Raw genomic sequence first — 16529 nt, 5'->3', positions numbered from 1 at the left:
GACGTCACCGATGGGAGCAACCATGCAGGACGTTCTGACGAAGATCACCGACACGCTCAGCGCCGTCCGCGTGATGCAGCGGTCCGGTCTCATCCCCTTCCCCCGCGTCGACGAGGGCATCCGCGTCCTCCTCGCCGTCGACAAGTACGGCCCGTTCGCCGGTTCGGTGCACGCCCATGCCGCCGCCGGCCACGGCCGGATCGCGCTCGTGGACGAACGCGGCCGGCTCACGTACTCCGAACTCGAGGCGCAGTCCAATGCGCTGGTGCGCGCGTGGAAGGCCGAGGGCATCGGCGTCGGCACCTGCGTCGGGGCGATGTGCCGCAACCACCGCGGCCTGATCCTCACGATGCTCGCCGCCGCCAAGAGCGGCGTGCGCCTGGTGCTGATGAACACCGGCTTCGCGCGGCCCCAGCTGGTCGACGTCGCGGCGCGGGAGAAGGTGCAGTTCTTCGTCTTCGACAGCGAGTTCGCCGACATCGCCGACGCCCTGCCGTCCGACGTCACGACGTTCCTGTCGTGGGTGGACGGGCCCGTGCGCACGCCCCCGGCCGAGACCCCGCCCCGGACCCTCGACGACCTCATCGCCGACAGGCCCACGGGCACCGTGCCGGCCCCGGAACAGCCCGGCGTCTTCATCCTGCTCACCAGCGGCACCACCGGCACCCCCAAGGGCGCGCCGCGCGGGCACACCTCCCCGTTCGTCACCGCGCAGTTCCTCGACCGGATCCCGTTGCGCCCCAAGCAGACCATGCTGATGGCCGCGCCCGCGTTCCACGGCACCGGTATCTCGCAGCTCGGCCTGGGGATGGCTCTCGAGAACACCGTCGTGATGCAGCGCCGCTTCGATCCGGAGACCACGGTCCGCCTGATCGCCGAACACCGCGCCGACACCCTCGTACTGGTGCCGACGATGCTGCAGCGGATCATCGACCTCGGCCCCGACGTGCTCGGCAAGTACGACACGTCGTCGCTGAAGGTGATCTTCGCGGCGGGATCGGCCATCCCGCCGGACCTGTGCATCCGCACGCAGCAGGCGTTCGGGAAGGTGCTGCACAACTTCTACGGCTCCACCGAGGTCGCTGCCGTCACCGTCGCCACCCCGGACGACCTCGAACGCGCCCCCGGCACCGCCGGACGCCCGCCGGCCACGTGCCACATCGCCCTGTTCGACGACGCCGGTAAGCGGATCACCGAACCCGACGTCGTCGGGCGCATCTTCGCCAAGTCCGGCCTGAGCTTCGAGGGCTACACCGACGGACGCGACAAGGAACGCATCGACGGCATGCTCTCCACCGGCGACGTCGGCCACTTCGACAGGGACGGACTGCTGTTCGTCGACGGCCGCGACGACGACATGATCGTCTCGGGCGGTGAGAACGTCTACCCGCTCGAGGTCGAGAACCTCATCGCCGAGCGGCCCGACGTCCTCGAGGTCGCGGTGATCGGCGTGACGGACGACGAGTTCGGCCACCGCCTGCGGGCCTTCGTCGTCGCGGCGGCCACGTCCTCACGCGATCCCGACGAGATCCGCGCCCACGTGAAGTCGAACCTCGCCCGCTACAAGGTGCCTCGCGACGTCGTCTTCATCGAGGAACTGCCCCGCAACGCGACCGGCAAACTGTTGCGCCGCGTGCTCGTGGAGATGGACGTCGAGTCGCCGTGACCTGGTCCGGAGGGATGCACCCCACCACCGGACCGTTGCACTGAGCGCAACTCCTTGTTCGTTCAGCGCGACAAACTCGTGCCGATGCAGGAGAATGCGGGAGGTTTTGCCAAAGCAAACCAACCGCAACATTTGTGCGCCCATCCAGGAGTACGACCATTTCTACAGCTATCGCGCGCCCACTCGCCCGAATTATCCCATTTCTCGCTGCCGCCGTGGCGGCGGTGACGCTTGCCTCCGGCTGCGCTCCGTCGACAGCGGACGCGAACTCGACGCCCGAGCCCACCGTCGTCGCCCACAGCAAGGGCGAAACCACGATCGCGGCCGTCCCGCAGCGCATCGTCGCGCTGTCCTCGTCGTGGGCCGATGTCGCGCTCGCGCTCGGGGTCGACCCGGTCGGGATCGGCACCCTCACCTCGATCGGCCCCGCCGACGGCAAGTTCCCGTGGCAGGGCGACTTCGACGCCCGGGCGATCGGCCTCTCACTGGTCGGGGCCCCGGACTACGAGGCGATCGCCGCCACCGAGCCCGACCTCATCCTCGCCGACTTCTCGGCTCGCAACGCCGACGTCTACGAGCGACTGTCGGCGATCGCACCCACCGTCGCCCCGCTGGGCGCCACCGGGTTCGTGGACCGCTGGCGCGATCAGACCCGCACCCTCGGCCGGATCCTGCAGAAGGACGCCGAGGCCGACGCAATCGTCGCCGGTGTCGAGGCACGCATCGCCGCAACGCGCGACGCCGCACCGCGAACCCGCGGCGCGACGTTCGTGCTCGCCACCACCGGCCCGGAATCGGTGGGCGTGGTCGCCGACCCCGAGGATCCCGCGGTGCAACTGATGAGCGAACTCGGCCTGACCCTGCTGCCGGCGGTGCAGGCACTGGGCAACGGCAAGACCCGCACCACGGTGTCGTACGAGCACGCGAACAGCCTCACGGCTGCGGATCTCACGCTCGTCTGGAACAAGGGCGGACGTCAGGTGTGGAGTGAGCAGCAACCGAGCGTCGTCGCCGTCAACGGACCCCTCGCGAGCGCCCTCAGCGACCCGAGCCCCCTCAACATCGCGTACACGCTGGACGCCGTGTCGCCCGCCCTGCAGGCGATCACCGCGTGAGCAATCCCGCGAACGAATAGCCGAGCACAAAAGGAAGAACCCCCGCCCTGAATCAGGACGGGGGTTCTTCGTTGGTAGCGGGGACAGGATTTGAACCTGCGACCTCTGGGTTATGAGCCCAGCGAGCTACCGAGCTGCTCCACCCCGCGATGCATGAACGAAGTTACACGAGCCTCGGAACGGAAGGCAAATTGCCTGCAGCGGGCGGGTTCCGGACCCACGGAACCACACCCACCAGCCGGCAGGCGTGACCGGGCTCACGAAATTCCGGTAATCCATCTCACATAACACGTATGTAACGGAGCGGATTCGAAATGGCAACGCGCCGTCGCGACCTGCGGCGATGCCGTTCGGTAGCACTTCCAAACGGGTCGACCGGCCTGTTTTGTCGACATGACTTTCCCTCGAGCGTCCCCGTACGTTCGTTACCAGCTCGTGATGTTCGAGTGCAGGACCGACCCGCCGCTGCCAGCTCTGCCCCCGCGGGATCCGGACGAACACAAACCCTTCGAGGGGCAGGGACGCGACACCGCGAACACCGCGCGCCCGGGACGACGACCCCGTCTCCCGCCGGCGCCCGTCGCGTCGGCGCAGGAGAGGAATCACCCGCATGACCAACACCAGCTTCACCAAGCGCGCCCTCGGCTGGGCCGCCGTCACCGGCGCCCTCGTCGCGGTCCCGTTCGCCGCGGGCACCGCCACCGCGAGCGCCGCCACCCACAACTGGGACGGCGTCGCGCAGTGCGAGAGCGGCGGCAACTGGGCCATCAACACCGGCAACGGCTACTCCGGCGGTCTGCAGTTCTCGCAGAGCACCTGGACGGCCAACGGCGGCACCGGCTCCCCGCACAACGCCTCCAAGGAGGAGCAGATCCGCGTCGCCGAGAACACCCTCGCGTCGCAGGGCCCGGGCGCATGGCCGACGTGCGGCAAGTACCTGACCGAGGCCGAGCCGGCCTCGATCGCCGAGCCCACCCCGGCCCCCGCCGTCGTCGCGCCCGCGCCGGCCCCGATGCAGGCGCCCTCGGCCGCCGACCTCGTCGACCAGGCCGTGAGGCTTGCCGGGGACACCGCCGCCCAGCACGGCTACGGCGACGAGTTCCAGCAGCTGCTCGACACCCACGGCGCCGCCGTCACCGACGTGAAGGCCGCACTCACCCGCTAGTCGTCACCAAACGAAGGGACCCTTCATACGCTCGGAGCGTATGAAGGGTCCCTTCGGCTGTCACCGGACTCGGAACCTACCGATCAGCCACCGGCCGACTGGTAGGCGTTGACCGCCTTCTGCAGCCGCTCGAGCGCCTCACCGTAGGCCTTGAAGTCGCCACCGGACTGTGCCGACTGCAGATTGGCCAGTGCCGCATCCAGTTCCGCAACCGCGGCGGCCTTGTCCGGCGTCTGACCGGCGGCCGGCGGCGCCGGGGTGGGCGCAGTCGTCTGTCCACCCGCCTCCGGCTGGGTCGCGGTTTCACCGCTCGGCCGCGTGGCCGAGCTGCCCGTGCCGGAACCGAACACCTGATCCAGTGCCTCCGCGAGCGTCGGCGCGTAGCCGACACGGATGCCGGTGGTGTCGGTGAAGCTGACCATCACCCTGGCGAGCTGCGGGAACGCATTGGCCGAGTTGCGCTGCGTGTACAGCGGCTCGACATACAGGATGCCGCCGTCCGCGATCGGCAACGTCAACAGGTTTCCGAAGATCACCTTGTTCGACTGCCGCAGCAGTGCCAACTCACTCGCCACACGCGGATCCGACGTCATCGCGGACTGCGCCTGCTGCGGACCCTGCGTCTGCGTGTTGGTCGGCAACTGCAGCACCCGGAACTTGCCGTAGTTCTCGGGATCCGACTGCACCGAGATGTACGCCGACAACAGCTCACGCTGATAGCCGACCATCGGGCTGGTCAGGACGAACTGCGGCTTCGCCGTCTCCGGATTGCCGGCCAGCACGTAGTACGGCGGCTGGTTCTTGTCCGTCTCGACCGTCGGGTCGCTGGGCACCGACCAGAACGCGTTGTTGCTGAAGAACTCGCCCGGATCGTCCACGTGGTACTTCGCGAGCATCTCGCGCTGCACCTTGAACAGATCCTCCGGGTACCGGAAGTGCGCCTGCAGATCCGCGCTCACCTCGGACTTGGGCTTGACCGTGTCCGGGAACACACCCATCCACGCCGAGAGCACCGGATCCTTGTCGTCCACCTGGTACAGGGTCACCGTGCCGTCGTACGCGTCGACGGTCGCCTTCACCGAGTTGCGGATGTACGAGACTTCCTTCTTCGGCAGCATGCGGCCGTTGGCCTGGTTGGTGCTGTCCTGCACCAGACCGTCGAGCGAGGAGCGCTGCGCGTACGGGTAGTTGTCGAGCGTGGTGTACGCGTCGACGATCCACTGCATGCGCCCGTTCACGACGGCCGGGTACACGGTGCCGTCCGTCGTCAGCCACGGCGCGACCTTGTTGACGCGATCCGCAGGATCACGGTTGTAGATGATCTTCGAATCCGAACCGATCGCACCGGAGAACAGGATGTTGCGCTCGGTGTACTTGGCTGCGAACGCCAGGCGGTTGAACCAGTTCCCGATTCCGACGCCGCCCGAACCGGTGTACGTGTACTTGCGCGAGTCGGTGTCGTACTCGCGGGGAGCACTGCCCGGCTCGCCGCCGACGATCGCGTAGTCCGCGTCCGACGACGCGATCACCGGACCGTAGTAGGTACGCGGATTCTCGACCTCGAGAGCGGGATCCGCCGGCTTGGTCTCCAGGTCACTGACGCTGTAGATCGGGTAGCCGCCGGTGTTGTTCTGGGTGTCACCGCTGACGGCGGTCACCTGGTTCGCGTACGCCGCGACGAAGCCGTTTCCGTGCGTGTACACGGTGTGCTTGTTGATCCAGTCCGTCTGGTTGCCCTGCAGGCTCGACGGCGACAGCTCACGTGCCGCGACGACGAAGTCGCGGAGCGCGCCGTCCATCTCGTAGCGGTCGATGTTCAGCGACTTGGGGAACGCGTAGAAGTTCTTGAGCTGCTTCTGCGCCGTGAACGTCGGCGAGAGCACGTTCGGATCCAGCAGGCGGGTGTTCGCGATGGTCGTGACGTCCGCCGGAACATCCTTGGGCTGCTTGGTCGACGTGCCCGAGTAGTCGACGTATTCGACGGTCTGGTCGGTGATCCCGTACGCCTGCCGGGTCGCCGTGATGTTCCGCTCGATGTACGTGCGCTCCTTGTCGGCCGCGTTCGGCTTGACCGAGAACTGCTCGACGACGAGCGGGTACACCGCACCGACCAGAACCGACGACAGCACCAGCAGTGCGACGGCCATCGCCGGGATCCGCAGATCACGCAGGAAGATCGCCGCGAAGAACGCGATCGCGCAGATGACGGCGATCGCCAGCATGATCAGCTTGGCCGGCAGCACCGCGTTGATGTCGGTGTAGCCGGCGCCGGTGAACGTGGGCTCCTTGCGTGAGCTCGACAGCAGCGCGTACCGGTCGAACCAGTACGAGATCGCCTTGAGGAGCACGAACGTGCCGGCGAGCACCGCGAGCTGCACCCGCGCGGACCGGGTCAGTGCGCCCTGACGGCCGCTGAGCCGCAGCCCGCCGAAGATGTAGTGCGTGATCAGGCTCGCGAAGAACGCGATGACCACGGCGACGAACAGCCAGTTCAGGACGAACTGGTAGAACGGCAGGTCGAACGAGTAGAACCCGATGTCCTTGCCGAACTGCGGGTCCGTGATCCCGAAGTCCTGTCCGTTGAGGAACAGCTGCACCGTTGCCCAGCTGGCCTGTCCGGCGAGCCCGGCGAACAGGCCGATCACGACCGGGATGCCGATGCCGAACAGCTTCTGACGCGTCATCACCGCGGTGCGGTAGCGCGCGACCGGGTCGTTCGAGCCCGGCGAGGGCAGGAACATCGGACGCGATCGATACGCCAGCAGCAGCGCCAGCCACACGATGGCGCCCACCACGAGGCCGACCACGAAGAACAGCGCGATCCGGGTCAGCAGCACCCTGCTGAACACGCTCCGGAAGTCGACCTCACCGAACCACAACCAGTCCGTGTAGATGTCGATGAATCGCGGGCCGACCAGCAACAGCGCTGCGGCGATCAACGCCAGGATCAGCAGCACCCGTGTGCGTTTCGACAACGAAGGTAAACCGGCGGGGGGCCTCATGCCCACGTGCCACGCTCCCAACAATCCGGCGACGCCTTCGCGCCGCAGCCAATGCACCGTCCAGCGTCACCTGAGAGTGACCGTTTCGTCCCACTCTACGTAACCACCCGTCGACGTCGCGCCCCGTGACCGAGCCACAGCGTCGTCGGGCCATGGTGCAAGGATAGGGACGTGATCGATAGCGATGGTGTTTTCCACGGCGACGGGTTCCCGCGAAACAGCGGAAAAGTGAGTCTGTCCAGCGAATCCTTGAGCCGATGCGTGCACGAGGTGATCGACTTCGTCGACGCCGGAGGGTGGGGTCAGCCCCCCACGATCTTCGCCATCGTCCCGACGGCCCTCGTCGCCGCGGCCGAACCGTCGCTCCTCGACCAGCTCGACGACGGTGCCGAGCTGACCCCGATCGAGCAGGAGCAACTGCCCGACGACGTCGAGGGCGGCTCCCCCGCACTCGACGAGTTCCTCGCCACCACCACCTGGCCGTCCGAGGTCGTCGGCTGCGCGCTCGTGCAGGAGATCGTGGTGTTGCCGCCCGAGGCGGAGTCCGACCTGGACGACGCCGTCGCCCCGACGCTCGCCGATCGGCACGCCGAGAACGCGGCCGCCCGGAACGCCGCCGCGTCGCACCCCGATCGGCGCGAGGCCCGGCTGATCGCCGCCGTGTTGCGCGACGGACCGTCCCTCGCACTGTTGCAGCTGCGCCCGACGGACGACGACGACCCCTTCGCCGGGATCGAACTGCGCACCTACGACAACCTTGCGCCCGGCATCGTCTCCGCGCTCTACGGGACGCTCGAAGCGGACGAGCTCTAGCAGCTCGGTGCGGGCCGGCCCTCGTTGATGTCGGCGAGGGCGTCGATTGCGCCGGTGAGCGTCTCGACCTTCACCAGGTCGAGTCCGTCGGGCCGATTCGCCACCGCCTCGTCGCAGTTCTTGGCCGGCACCAGGAACGTGGTCGCGCCTGCTTCCTTCGCGGCGATCATCTTGTAAGGGATGCCGCCGATCGGCCCCACGTCACCGTCGGGGTCGATCGTGCCGGTGCCTGCGACGAAGTCGCCGCCGTTGAGTTCACCCGGGCTGAGCTTGTCGACCAGCGCGAGGCTGAACATCAGACCCGCCGACGGCCCGCCGATGTCGGCGAGGTTGAAGTCGATCGTGAACGGCACCTCGGGAACAGTGGTGGCGCCGACACCGAGGTAGCCCCGGTTCGCGTCGTCACCGTCCGCATCGGGGCGGGAACCGAGGGTCACGGGTCCGGTGGTCTCCACCCCGTCCCGCACGAACGTGATGTCGACGGTGGATCCGGCCCCGGCAGCGCCGACCGCTTCCTGCAGTTCCTCGACGCTCTCGACGGGGGTGCTGCCGACTCGCAGCACGCGGTCTCCCTCGCGTAGCACCCCGGCGGCCGGGCCGCCGTCGCCGACGGTGCGGATCTCGACGACCACGGGCAGGTTCAGGTACCGGAGGGCCGCGAGTTCGGCGCTGTTCTCCGACTTGGCGAACTGTGCCGTGTTCTCTTCCTTCACCTCGTCCTTCGACTTCTGCGGCGGGTAGACCTCCTCGCGGGGCACCAGACCTTGTCGCCCGCTGACCCACAGACCGAGCGCGTCGAACAGCGTCAGCTTGTCGCGCACCGCGACCGTCGTCATGTTGAGGTTGCCGCTCGTGGGGTCCACCGCGGTGCCGTCGATCTCGACGACGGGCTTGCGCACGATCTCGCCGTTCTCCTCGACGTCGGTCTCGCCGAGTGTGTTGAAGGTCGGGCCGGGGCCGAGCGCGACGAACGGGACCTTCACCGTCGTTCCGAGGACACCCAGTGCCAAGACCGGGGCCAACGTAGCCAGCAGGGTCACCATCCGTCGGTTCACCTGGCCAGGATAGAGGCCGCCGTTCGGTGCACCGCCGGACCCCGGCCGGTGTTCGCCGTGAGCGTGATCTCCGCACGGGCCATGCGCCGCTGCGCCTTGTACCGTTGAACTATGAGCGATCTGCCCTTTGGCTTCTCCAACTCCGACGATGACCCGGACCGTAAGAAGGATTCGGCAGGCGAGGGGCAGGGGGGTTCGGCCGGTCAGCCGTTCGGGTTCGACCCGAGCGCGTTCGGCCTGGGCGGTGCGGGCGGCCCCGGCGGCGCCGGGTTCGATCCGGCCGCGCTCGGCCAGATGCTCTCCCAGTTCGGGCAGATGCTCAGCGGCATGGGCAGCGCGATGGGCAAGGGCGACCAGTCCGGCCCCGTGAACTACGAGATCGCGAAGAACCTCGCGCGCCAGCAGATCGGCTCGGTCACGCCGATCGGCGAGGGCACCGCGTCCGCAGTCTCCGACGCCGCCCGCCTCGCCGAACTGTGGCTCGACGGCGCGACGACGCTCCCCGCCGGTGCCACCCGGACCCTGGCGTGGACCCCGAACGACTGGCTCGACGGCACCCTCGACACGTGGAAGCGGCTGTGCGACCCGGTCGCCGAGCAGGTCTCCGGCATGTGGGTGCAGGGCCTGCCCGAGGAGGCCCGCAACATGATCGGCCCGATGGCCGGGATGTTCACCCAGATGGGTGGTCTCACGTTCGGTTCCCAGCTCGGCCAGGCACTCGGCCAGCTGTCGAAGGAGGTCCTCACCTCCACCGACATCGGCCTGCCGCTCGGCCCCGCCGGCACCGCGGCCCTGCTGCCCGCCGCGATCGAAGCCTTCAGCGAGGGTCTCGAACAGCCGCACCGCGAGGTCCTCGTGTTCATCGCCGCGCGCGAGGCCGCATACCAGCGTCTCTACAACCACGTGCCGTGGCTGCGGCAGCGACTGCTCGCGACCGTCGAGGACTACGCGCGCGGGATCAAGATGGACTTCTCCGCGATCGAGGAGGCCGCGCAGGGACTCGACCCGTCGGCGCTCACCGATCCGTCACAGCTCGAGAAGATCCTGCAGCAGGGCGCGTTCGAGCCGCAGACCACGCCCGAGCAGAAGCAGGCCCTCGAACGCCTCGAGACCATGCTCGCGCTCGTCGAGGGCTGGGTGGAGACCGTCGTCGCCGAGGCACTCGGCGAACGCCTGCCCGGTGTCGCCGCGCTCACCGAGACGCTGCGCCGCCGCCGCGCGACCGGCGGACCGGCCGAGCAGACCTTCGCGACGCTGGTCGGCCTCGAGCTTCGTCCGCGCAAGGTCCGCGAGGCGGCTCAGCTGTGGCACCGGCTCACCACCGACACCGGCATGGACGCCCGCGACGGCGTCTGGGCGCATCCTGACCTGCTGCCCGACTCGTCCGACCTGGACAACCCGGCCGCGTTCGTCGACCGCATCCTCGGTGGCGGCGAGGCGAGCACCTTCCACGACCCGATCGCGCAGCTCGAGCAGACCGAGGCGCGCGAGCGCGAGGAGAAGGACCGCGAGCAGGGCGGCTCCGGCGAGTCCGACGCCTAGTCGAGCACGCTGAAGTCGGCGGCGGCGCACTCGTCGGCGTCGCCGTCGAGCAATCCGGGCTTCCGCGTCACCACCGCGTACGCCTCGAGGTAGCCCATCGCCCGCTCGGTGCGGGGGTACTGCCGGACCTCGCGCCAGAACCGCTCGTTGTGGCCGCCCGAGACGTACAGGTGCACGAGTTCGTGCACCAGCACGTAATCCAGCACGTAGGCCGGCACCGTTCGCAGCAGTTCGCTGACGCGGATGGTGCCGTCCACCGGCGTGCACGACGCCCACCGCGTCTTCATCGACGGCACCCAGCGCACCGACACGGGGGTGGCCGCACCGCCGAGCCAGCGCGCGGACAGTCGGGCGGCGCGCTCGGCGAGTTCGACGTCGCTGCGCTCGGCGCGACTCGCGGCGCGGCGATCCGCCCGCTCGAGCTTCTCGATCATCTCCGCGACCAGATCCGCCTCGGCCTTCCTCGACAGCCCGGTCGGCATCAAGACGACGACCTTGTCGCCCTCGCGGCGCGCGCTCACCGTGCGCCGCCGGCGGGCGCTGCGGCGAATTTCCACCTCGGGATGCGCACCGCTGTTCGACGTCTCCGACCCAGTCACGGGCCATCACGCTAGCCGCCCGGTGCGACATCACCGCACGCGGATTTCGGAGCAATCCGTCCGGGATGACGAAAGACCTGTTCGTAGCGTGTTTCCGCCTGTGGACAACCCCCGTTTTCCGGCGAGGTGACGGCGCCCGGGATGGGATCGTCTGCGCATGACCTCGGTAGCAGCTCCGCACCTGCGACGTCTCGTCCTCGATCCCCGGCTGCCCATCCTGGTCCGGCCGAGCGGTCGCATCCAGATCGGGTGGGATCCCGAGACCGCGATGATCCTGACGCCACCGGCATCGGTGGATCCGCAGGCGCTGATCTCGGTGCTGGGGCTTCTCGACGGCCGCACGTCCCGGCCCGGCGTCGTGTGGCGGGCGGTCGAGCACGGGATCACGCCCGCGGACATCTCGACGATCCTGAGCGAACTGGAGGAGGCGGGCGTGCTCCGGCCCGCCCCGACACCGCCGGATCCCGCCCCGATCATCCGGGTGCACGGGCGCGGTCCGCTCGCCGACGCGATCTCGACCGCGCTCGCCGTCGGCCCGGCGCGGGTCAGCCGATCCACCCACTTCACCGCCGACACGGACGTCACCACCTGGAACTGCCTGTGCGTGGTTCTCACCGACGACCTCGTCGTCGACCCCCGGCTGGTGGACGCGCTGCTGGTGGCCGGTATTCCGCACCTGCACGTCCGGCTGCGGGACGGCCGCGGCGTGGTGGGCCCGTTGGTCTTGCCGGGCAGCACGAGCTGTCTACGCTGCGCAGACCTCACCCGGTCCGACGCCGACGAGGAGTGGCCGCACGTGGCCGCGCAGCTGCTCGGCCGGGTGGGTCACGCCGGCCCGGCAACGGTGCTGGCCACCGCGGCCGTGGCGCTGGGACAGCTGGAACTGGTGCTGTCACGCGTCGCGTCTCCCGCGCCGGCGAGCCTGGACGCGACCCTCGAGATCGACCTCGGAACCCACCGGTTCGCGGTCCGGGAGTGGCCCCGCGACCCGCGGTGTGGATGCTCACGTTCCACAATCTTCTTGGACGAACCCGCGAATCTTCCGCCATGATGGTCTGGTGTCCGACATCCCACGCAGAAGCACCGCCCGCACCGCCAAGCTCGCGAGCATTCCGCTTGGCATCGCCGGGCGGGCCGCGATGGGCTTCGGACGGAAGCTGGCCGGCGGCGATCGGGACGAGATCGATGCCCAGCTGACCGCGAAGGCCGCCGAGCAGCTCTTCACCGTGCTCGGCGAGCTCAAGGGCGGCGCGATGAAGCTCGGGCAGGCCCTCAGCGTGATGGAGGCGGCCATCCCGGAGGAGTTCGCCGAGCCCTACCGCGAGGCACTCACCAAGCTGCAGGCCGAGGCGCCGCCGCTGCCCGCGAAGCAGGTGCACCGGGTCCTCGACCAGCAACTCGGCACCAAGTGGCGCGAGCGCTTCGCCGAGTTCGACGACACCCCGACCGCGTCCGCGAGCATCGGACAGGTGCATCGCGCGGTGTGGGCCGACGGTCGCGAGGTGGCCGTCAAGGTCCAGTACCCCGGCGCCGACGAGGCACTGCGCGCCGACCTGAAGACACTGACCCGGTTCGCCGGGCTGTTCACGTCGGTGATGCCGGGAACGGACATCAAGCCGATCCTCGACGAGCTGAGCGCCCGCACCGAGGAGGAGCTCGACTACCGCATCGAGGCTGACAACCAGCGCGCCTTCGCGAAGGCGTTCCACGGCGACCCCCGGTTCGTGGTGCCACGGGTCGTTGCGAGCGCCCCCAAGGTCGTGGTCACCGAGTGGATGTCGGCCACCCCGCTGTCCGCGATCATCACCGGCGGCACGACCGAACAGCGCAACACCGCGGGCGCACTGCTCGCGGAGTTCCACTTCGTCTCCCCGGCCCGCGTCGGGCTGCTGCACTGCGATCCGCACCCGGGCAACTTCATGCTGCACGACGACGGCCGCCTCGGCATCATCGACTTCGGCGCCACCGCGCCGATGCCGAACGGGCTGCCCCCGGTGCTCGGCCGCATGGTGCGGCTCAACCTCGAAGAGCGCTTCGACGAGCTGACGGAACTGTTGCGCGCCAACGGGTTCGTCCTTCCCGGCCGGACGGTCACCGACAAGGAGATCGCAGACTACCTGCGCCCGTTCACCGATCCGATCCGCACCGACTCCTTCCACTTCACTCGTGCGTGGTTGCAGCGGGCGGCCGGGACGGCGACCGACCTGTCGGGCGCGCACTTCCGGACGGCTCGTGCCCTCAACCTGCCACCCGAATACCTGATGATCTTCCGGGTGCTGCTGGGCTCGGTGGGCATCTGCGCCCAGCTCGACGCGTGCGCGCCGTACATGGCGATCCTCACCAAGTGGCTGCCCGGATTCTCCGACGACGCCGACGCCCTCGAGAGTCTCGACGGCGCATAGACACCAGATGGCCGAATGTCACACCGGTTCAGTTCAACTGAACGCGTGTGACATTCGGCCACTGTCAGGTCAGGCGCACACGAGCGCCTTGCGTTGATCCGGGTTCTTCCGGGGCCGCCCTCGCGGCCGCTTGCGGGCGATCACGACCCCCTGCTCGAAGATCTCACCGCCCCACACACCCCACGGCTCGGCGCGGTCGAGGGCGGCGCTCAGGCACCGGTTGCGGACCGGACACTGTCCGCACAGCGTCTTGGCCTGCTCGAGGTCGGCAGGTGTCTCGGCGAACCACAGGTCGGGGTTTCCCGCTCGACAGGGCAGCTCCGGGCGTGCCGAGTCGACGACTGCCAATCCGCCGGACACGGTGCTGGTCTCGTTCTGTACTCGGCATGTCACGGTAGACACGTCGTTCTCCTCTGTTTTGTTTCGCGGCTCACGCCGGCTTTCGGTGGTCACACGAACCGAGGTCGAAGGCCTGGAGCTATGGGGCTCGAAACACGAAGGCCACGGTTCGCAGTTGCGATCCGTGGCCTCGAGAGGATGGGCGGGAAGTGCCTACCGAACGAAAAGTCGGTGTCTACTCCGGGCCACGGATGCGGGGGCTGCTGCTGCTTCTGCTGCTGCGCGCAGACGGATTGCGTGCGGTGCGGCGGCTGCGTTCCTCGCAGCGACCGGTGCGGCCGCAGGGAGGTATGCGCCAGCGATTGCGGGCACCGATGCACGCGCCGCTGCTGCTGCAAATGCAGTTGCGTTCCAGTCGTTCATCGTTTTGCCACCTCCCTTTCTTCTCGGTCCGACAGTTACCGCACACGAGTCTTACCCCGTGGCGTGCAGTCCAGGGTATGCAACCCGAACAGACGGCACAAGTTATTTTTGACCTGCGGTTTTACCGCGGATCGTCGATCACGTCAGATCCAGCGTCGCCGACGACCGCTCGCCCCGCACCACCGCGAGGACGTCGGCGCCGTACTGTTCCAGCTTCTTGGCGCCGATCCCGGAGATTGCGGTGAGCGCGCCCTCGTCCTGTGGTTGCTGCTCGGCGATCGCCTGCAGTGTGTTGTCCGTGAACACCACGTACGCGGGCACCTTCATCTCCCGCGACGTCGCCCGGCGCCACTCCTTGAGCGCCTCGAACAACTCGAGGTCGAGGTTCGACGGGCAGCCTTCGCAGCGGCCGAGGGTGTGCGCGGTCGCGTCGAGCAACGGCTTGCCGCACACGCGGCACCGGGGCCGCTGCTTCGTGGACCGGGCAGGCTGGGCGATCCGCGACGCCGGCGAATCGTCCGGGATCACGTTGGTGAGGAAGCGGGACCGGCGCCGGGACTTGCGTCCGCCCTCGCTGCGCGCGAGCGCCCACGACAGCGCCAGATGCACGCGCGGGCGCGTCACACCGACGTACAGCAGGCGGCGCTCCTCCTCGATACCGTCCTGGTCGTCGGGCGACTTGGAGTCGCCGAGCACGTGCATGATCGGCAGCGTGCCCTCGGTGAGACCGACCAGGAACACCGCATCCCACTCGAGTCCCTTCGCGGCATGCAGCGATGCGAGCGTGACGCCCTGCACGACCGGTGGGTGCCGGGCCTCCGAGCGTGCCGCCAGCTCGGTGAGTAGGCCCGCGAGCGTGAGCTGAGAGTCGTGCGAGAGCAGCTCCTCGGTGAGCGTCACCAGCGCGGTGAGCGATCCCCACCGCTCCCGAGCCTGGGCGCCGGTGGGCTCGACGTCGGTGAGCCCCAACGGAACCAGTACCGCCCGGACCAGCGTGACCAGCGACGCACCGGTATCGGCGCCGTCGGGCAGATCGTCGCGTCCGGCTGTCTGCCGCAGCGCGTTGATCGCCTGCCGTACCTCCTGTCGTGTGAAGAAGCCCTCACCGCCGCGCACCTGGTACGGGATACCGGCCTCGGTGAGCGCCTGCTCGTGGACCTCCGACTGTGCGTTGATGCGGTACAGCACCGCGATCTCGGCCGGTTCGACGCCCTGCTCGATGAGCTTCTTGATCTGCCGGGCCACCGCGGCGGCCTCCGCGGGCTCGTCGTCGTACTCGGCGAACGTCGGTTCCGGGCCGGACGGCCGCTGCCCGATCAGCTGCAGACGGGTGCCGGCGATGCGGCCCCGCGCCTCCCCGATCACCCGGTTGGCGAGCGAAACCACCTCCGGGGTGGACCGGTAGTCACGCTCGAGCCGCACGACGGTGGCGTCCGGGAACCGGCGCGAGAAGTCGAGCAGGTACTTCGGGGTGGCGCCGGTGAACGAGTAGATGGTCTGGTTGGCGTCGCCGACGACGGTCAGATCGTCACGGTCGCCGAGCCACGCGTCCAGCACCCGCTGCTGCAGCGGCGTCACGTCCTGGTATTCGTCGACGACGAAGCAGCGGTACCGATCGCGGAACTCCTCGGCGACCGCCGAGTGTTCCTCGAGCGCGGCCGCGGTGTGCAGCAGCAAGTCGTCGAAGTCGAGCAGCATGCCGTCGTAGTTGCGGGCCTTGAGTTCCTCGTAACCGGCGTACACGGCGGCGACCTTCGCGGCGTCGGCCGGGATGTCGCGGCGAGCCTGGGCCGCGACCGCCGGATAGTCCTCCGGCGCCACGAGCGACCCCTTGGCCCATTCGATCTCACTCGCGAGGTCGCGGATGCTCTCGGTGCTGGTGGAGAGACCGGCGCGGCTCGCGGCCTGCCCGACGATCGCGAACTTGCGGTCCAGCAGTTGCCATTCGGTGTCGCCGATCACCTGCGGCCAGAAGTACCGCAGTTGCCGCAGCGCGGCCGCGTGGAACGTGCGGGCCTGCACCTGGGCGCCACCGCCTCCGATGCCGAGACCCCGGAGCCGACCGCGCATCTCCCCCGCCGCGCGAGCGGTGAAGGTCACCGCCAGCACCTGGCCCGCCGAGACGTGACCGCCCGCGACGAGGTGCGCGATCCGGCGGGTGATGGTGCGGGTCTTGCCGGTGCCGGCGCCCGCGAGCACGCACACCGGGCCGCGCGGCGCGAGCACCGCGGCGGACTGCTGCGGGTCCAGGCCCTCGTCGGGCCGGGTTCCAGTGCGCTCCGGGGTGACATCCGCTGACATGCCGTCCATCCTGTCAGGGCGCACCGACACGAGCCGCCCGCACCCACCCCGGTGTGACGTACGCCCGCGCGGGAACAGTACGGACCGACCGTGGTGTTATAGGCGCC

General features: G+C 69.0%; 12 protein-coding genes and 1 tRNA gene. 7 read left to right on the top strand and 6 right to left on the bottom strand.

What is annotated here, in order from left to right; genetic code table 11:
• Positions 1 to 22: 22 nt before the first annotated feature.
• Both LCL87_RS12350 and LCL87_RS12345 read left to right on the top strand, forming a co-directional pair.
• Positions 23 to 1666, top strand: coding sequence for an acyl-CoA synthetase (locus LCL87_RS12350; RefSeq protein ID WP_225019896.1), 1644 nt, complete (start codon positions 23 to 25; stop codon positions 1664 to 1666).
• A gap of 224 nt (positions 1667 to 1890) precedes the next feature.
• On the top strand, positions 1891 to 2781 hold the full coding sequence (locus LCL87_RS12345; protein WP_225019894.1) for an ABC transporter substrate-binding protein: 891 nt from the start codon (positions 1891 to 1893) through the stop codon (positions 2779 to 2781).
• Between the two features lie 72 nt (positions 2782 to 2853).
• Here LCL87_RS12345 and LCL87_RS12340 read toward each other — a convergent pair.
• Positions 2854 to 2930: transfer RNA gene (locus LCL87_RS12340), tRNA-Met, on the bottom strand.
• A 461-nt stretch (positions 2931 to 3391) separates the two neighbouring features.
• On the opposite strand from LCL87_RS12340, the gene LCL87_RS12335 reads away from it, so the two are divergent.
• A complete protein-coding gene (locus LCL87_RS12335; protein WP_225019892.1) occupies positions 3392 to 3946 on the top strand; it encodes a transglycosylase family protein in 555 nt (184 codons plus the stop codon).
• An 83-nt stretch (positions 3947 to 4029) separates the two neighbouring features.
• On the opposite strand, the gene LCL87_RS12330 is transcribed toward LCL87_RS12335, so the two are convergent.
• A complete protein-coding gene (locus tag LCL87_RS12330; RefSeq protein WP_225019890.1) occupies positions 4030 to 6948 on the bottom strand; it encodes a UPF0182 family protein in 2919 nt (972 codons plus the stop codon).
• Positions 6949 to 7176: 228 nt separating this feature from the next.
• Here LCL87_RS12330 and LCL87_RS12325 point away from each other — a divergent pair, with 228 nt between their 5' ends.
• A complete protein-coding gene (locus LCL87_RS12325; protein ID WP_510850750.1) occupies positions 7177 to 7761 on the top strand; it encodes a PPA1309 family protein in 585 nt (194 codons plus the stop codon).
• Here LCL87_RS12325 and LCL87_RS12320 read toward each other — a convergent pair.
• Positions 7758 to 8816: a YlbL family protein gene (locus LCL87_RS12320; RefSeq protein ID WP_225019888.1), complete on the bottom strand. Its 1059-nt coding sequence runs from the start codon at positions 8814 to 8816 to the stop codon at positions 7758 to 7760. The two genes, LCL87_RS12325 and LCL87_RS12320, sit on opposite strands and share 4 nt — an antisense overlap.
• 111 nt (positions 8817 to 8927) lie before the next feature.
• Here LCL87_RS12320 and LCL87_RS12315 point away from each other — a divergent pair, with 111 nt between their 5' ends.
• Positions 8928 to 10358, top strand: coding sequence for a zinc-dependent metalloprotease (locus LCL87_RS12315; protein WP_225019886.1), 1431 nt, complete (start codon positions 8928 to 8930; stop codon positions 10356 to 10358).
• Here LCL87_RS12315 and LCL87_RS12310 read toward each other — a convergent pair.
• Positions 10355 to 10957 (bottom strand): M48 metallopeptidase family protein, encoded by a 603-nt coding sequence (locus LCL87_RS12310; RefSeq protein ID WP_510850749.1) that lies wholly within the window; start codon positions 10955 to 10957, stop codon positions 10355 to 10357. The genes LCL87_RS12315 and LCL87_RS12310 overlap by 4 nt on opposite strands.
• A 157-nt stretch (positions 10958 to 11114) precedes the next feature.
• On the opposite strand from LCL87_RS12310, the gene LCL87_RS12305 reads away from it, so the two are divergent.
• Together LCL87_RS12305 and LCL87_RS12300 are read left to right on the top strand one after the other, a co-directional pair.
• Positions 11115 to 12008 (top strand): TOMM precursor leader peptide-binding protein, encoded by an 894-nt coding sequence (locus tag LCL87_RS12305; protein WP_225019884.1) that lies wholly within the window; start codon positions 11115 to 11117, stop codon positions 12006 to 12008.
• 7 nt (positions 12009 to 12015) lie between these two features.
• Positions 12016 to 13359 carry an AarF/UbiB family protein gene (locus LCL87_RS12300; protein ID WP_225019882.1) on the top strand — a complete coding sequence of 448 codons (1344 nt, stop codon included), beginning with the start codon at positions 12016 to 12018 and terminating at the stop codon, positions 13357 to 13359.
• Positions 13360 to 13428: 69 nt separating this feature from the next.
• On the opposite strand, the gene LCL87_RS12295 is transcribed toward LCL87_RS12300, so the two are convergent.
• Positions 13429 to 13761, bottom strand: coding sequence for a WhiB family transcriptional regulator (locus LCL87_RS12295; protein ID WP_510850748.1), 333 nt, complete (start codon positions 13759 to 13761; stop codon positions 13429 to 13431).
• Positions 13762 to 14259: 498 nt separating this feature from the next.
• Positions 14260 to 16431 carry an ATP-dependent DNA helicase UvrD2 gene (locus LCL87_RS12290; RefSeq protein ID WP_510850747.1) on the bottom strand — a complete coding sequence of 724 codons (2172 nt, stop codon included), beginning with the start codon at positions 16429 to 16431 and terminating at the stop codon, positions 14260 to 14262.
• Positions 16432 to 16529 lie beyond the last annotated feature (98 nt).

This window comes from Prescottella equi (assembly GCF_020171745.1).
In the GTDB taxonomy this organism is placed as follows: Bacteria; Actinomycetota; Actinomycetes; order Mycobacteriales; family Mycobacteriaceae; genus Prescottella; species Prescottella equi_A.
The sequence above is the reverse complement of the archived record's forward strand: the minus strand, read 5'-3'. Positions and strand labels throughout refer to the sequence as shown.